The organism is Terrisporobacter sp. (assembly GCF_017888745.1).
Taxonomy (GTDB): Bacteria; Bacillota; Clostridia; order Peptostreptococcales; family Peptostreptococcaceae; genus Terrisporobacter.
Genome location: NZ_JAGHFM010000097.1, coordinates 1 through 3,042 on the forward strand (window position 1 = coordinate 1; position 3,042 = coordinate 3,042).

The 3,042-nt window shown below is 29.6% G+C and carries 3 protein-coding genes; 1 reads left to right on the top strand and 2 read right to left on the bottom strand.

The features are described from left to right. Positions 1-1,243, top strand: a 1,243-nt coding sequence (locus tag J7G74_RS05055) for an MATE family efflux transporter (RefSeq protein WP_297132664.1), incomplete at its 5' end; no start/stop codon positions are given. A 202-nt stretch (positions 1,244-1,445) separates the two neighbouring features. On the opposite strand, the gene J7G74_RS05060 is transcribed toward J7G74_RS05055, so the two are convergent. Together J7G74_RS05060 and J7G74_RS16895 are read right to left on the bottom strand one after the other, a co-directional pair. Continuing rightward, complete coding sequence (locus J7G74_RS05060; RefSeq protein ID WP_297132666.1) at positions 1,446-2,633, bottom strand: M20 metallopeptidase family protein; 1,188 nt, start codon at positions 2,631-2,633, stop codon at positions 1,446-1,448. 284 nt (positions 2,634-2,917) lie between these two features. After that, on the bottom strand, positions 2,918-3,042 hold a 125-nt coding region (locus J7G74_RS16895; RefSeq protein WP_443081640.1), incomplete at its 5' end, for a DUF5808 domain-containing protein.

A 3,042-nucleotide genomic window follows, 5' to 3' on the forward strand; every position in this document is an offset into this window, starting at 1 on the left:
GACTCAAAGTATTATCGATGGAATTTTTGTAGGTAATTTTGTAGGTGAACTTGCTATGGCAAGTGTAAATATTGCTCAACCATTTACACAAATATTAGCAGCATCATCAATGGTTATAGTAATTGGTTCTTTGAGCTATATGGGAAGGTCTTTAGGAGAAAATGATATAGATAAAGCACAAAATATTTATAGAACCTCTCTAATATTAATTGTTTCTATAGCAAGTTTTTTAACTATTTTAGGAGTATTTTTTAGTGAAAATCTTGCTTTACTATTAGGTGCAAGTGATATTTTGATTAAGGATACTTCAATCTATATTAAAACTATATCAGTATTTATAATACCTATGTTTTTAATGTATCAATTTGCTTTTTCTAATAGGTTACTTGAAAAGCCTGATTTATATATTAAAGGTATGATATTAAGCCTAATAGCAAACATACTTTTAAATATATTATTAGTTAAGTATATGTCACTAGGAGTTTTTGGTACAGCAGTAGCAACAGCCCTGGCAGAGCCATTAGCTCTATTTTATGTTATAGGACCTCATCTTAATAAGAATAATGTTATTAATATTTACGTTGGTAAATTTGATAAAAAAGTTATATTACCTGTTGTGTATAATGGCTTATCTGAAGCTTTTACATCAATTTCTACAGCAATTACAGCTTATGTATTTAATAAAGCTTTTATGAAATCAGGTGGAGAAGCAGGAATAGCAGCTTTTACTATTATTAGCTATATAAACTTATTTACCAATTATATAATGTTTGGTATAGCTGATGGTATTGGTCCACTAGTTAGTTATAATTATGGTGCAAAAAGTTTTAAAAGAGTTTGGGAGGCAATGAAATTCTCATATGGTATTTCATTTCTTATTGGAGTTATAATTTTTATTATACTAATATTTTTTGGAGAGTCGTTAATCAGCGTATTTATTAGTAATAATGCTGAAATCTTAAATTTGGCTTTCACAGGGGCAAAAATATTTGCTGTTGGATATTTAATAAACGGATTTAATATACTTAATTCAGCATACTTTACATCTATTGGACTTGCTAAAGAATCTGTAATAATAGCTTTATCAAGAGGGTGCGTAGTAACTTTAATTGGTATATTTATTTTACCAAACATATTTGGTATGAATGGAATATGGATGACAGTTCCTTTTGCAGAGATAGTAACTGTAGGAGTATGCGTGTATTTATTAAAGGGTTATAGAGGATTTAATAGTATTATGTGAAAGTAGATTGGTGAACCGTATCTATAATACAATTATCTATATAACTTAATCAAAGTGAGAGTTATATTTTAAATTTATGTGATTAGTATTTCTAAAATATATTTCTTAACTTTAATAATATTAACTAAAAAATAGCAACTATACTAGATATAATCTAAAGTAGTTGCTATTTTTATATTAAAATTTGCTAAGTAGACATGAATTATTTGTTATTTTTTAACCAAGAGATAGCACTATGAGCCAATATAGCAGATCCATTTGGTAATATATCTTCATTGAATACAACTTCTTCATGGTGCATTGGTTTGCCGAATAAAGGATTTTCTTCTTTAGTACCTGCTCCAAATATAACATAAAGACTAGGAACTTCATATGAGTAAGAAGCAAAGTCTTCTGAACCCATTCCACCGTTACCTTCAAGTACAGAAACAGATTTTTCTCCTACTATATCTTTCATGTATCCAGTAAGCTCGTGAGCTAAATCATTGTTATTAGTTAATGGTGGAACAGAAGATAATTCTATTACTTCAGCTTCTCCTCTGAACATTTTAGCAGTAGAAGTAGCTATTTCATTTATTCTTTTGAATATGAATTCTCCTACTTCTTTATTTAAGTTTCTGATAGTACCTTCTAAAAAAACTTCACTTGGTATTATGTTCGGGGCATCTCCACCTGCAAATTTACCTATTGTTAAAACAGCAGATTCAGTCGCTGCTATTTCTCTACTTATTACTTCTTGTAAAGATAAGTAAATGTGGGCAGCTATATTTATTGGGTCGACTCCAGTTTCAGGCATTGCACCGTGGCATCCGGTACCTTTTACAACTATTCTGAATCTGATACATCCAGCCATGCTAGTACCTAATCCACATAATACCATGTTCGAAGGTGCTCCTGAGTAAACGTGCATTGCTAATGCAGCATCAACTGTTGGATTTAATAATACTCCAGCATTTATCATGTTTTTAGCACCAGTAAATCCTTCTTCATCTGGTTGGAATACTAATTTAATGGTACCTTCAATTTGTTCTTGGTTTTGTTTAAGTAATTTTGCAGCACCTAAAAGCATTGCAGCATGCATGTCATGTCCACATGAGTGCATAGATCCATTAGTTGATTTAAATTCACAATTAGTGGCTTCTTTCATTGGTAGAGCATCCATATCAGCCCTTAATAGAAATGTCTTTCCTGGCTTGCTACCTTCTATTGTGGCAACAATTCCACTTTCACAGATTTCTTTTGGTTCATAACCAAATTCTTTTAGTTTTTCCATTACAAATTTCTTTGTTTTTGGCAATTCAGCACCAACCTCTGGATTTTTATGAATTGTACGTCGATATGAAACTATATCTTCTTTTATTAACTTAGCTTGTTCTAATACTTTATTCATAAGGTCACCTCGTTAATTTAATCGTATTTTTATGTTGTATTTGTATTTTGCAACTATATTTAATATAATATCCAATTATATATAAAAAGTCAATATTGAGGATTTAGTTAATATAGTCGTCAAGCATGGTCTAATTCTTATGATAATCTAAAAAAATAAATTTAAAAAAATGGTGTTACAATATTAGATAATATGGTGGACAATTTAGGGAAAAACTTTACTGATATAAGCTTAAGTAAGCAAAAGGAGTGATGCAAAATAAAATTACATCACTCCTTTTTAAATTAAATATAAAATGCAATAATTAATATAAATATTATCAGTATAAAAGGAGATATAAATACTATCTTTCCTTTTGTACTACCTATATTCACAGTCCAGCCAACACCAAACCTTTTTTGAACAAATA

Excerpts from the sequence above, each read along its gene's own strand:
- J7G74_RS05060 (WP_297132666.1), bottom strand. The coding sequence starts at position 2,633 with ATGAATAAAGTATTAGAACAAGCTAAGTTAATAAAAGAAGATATAGTT.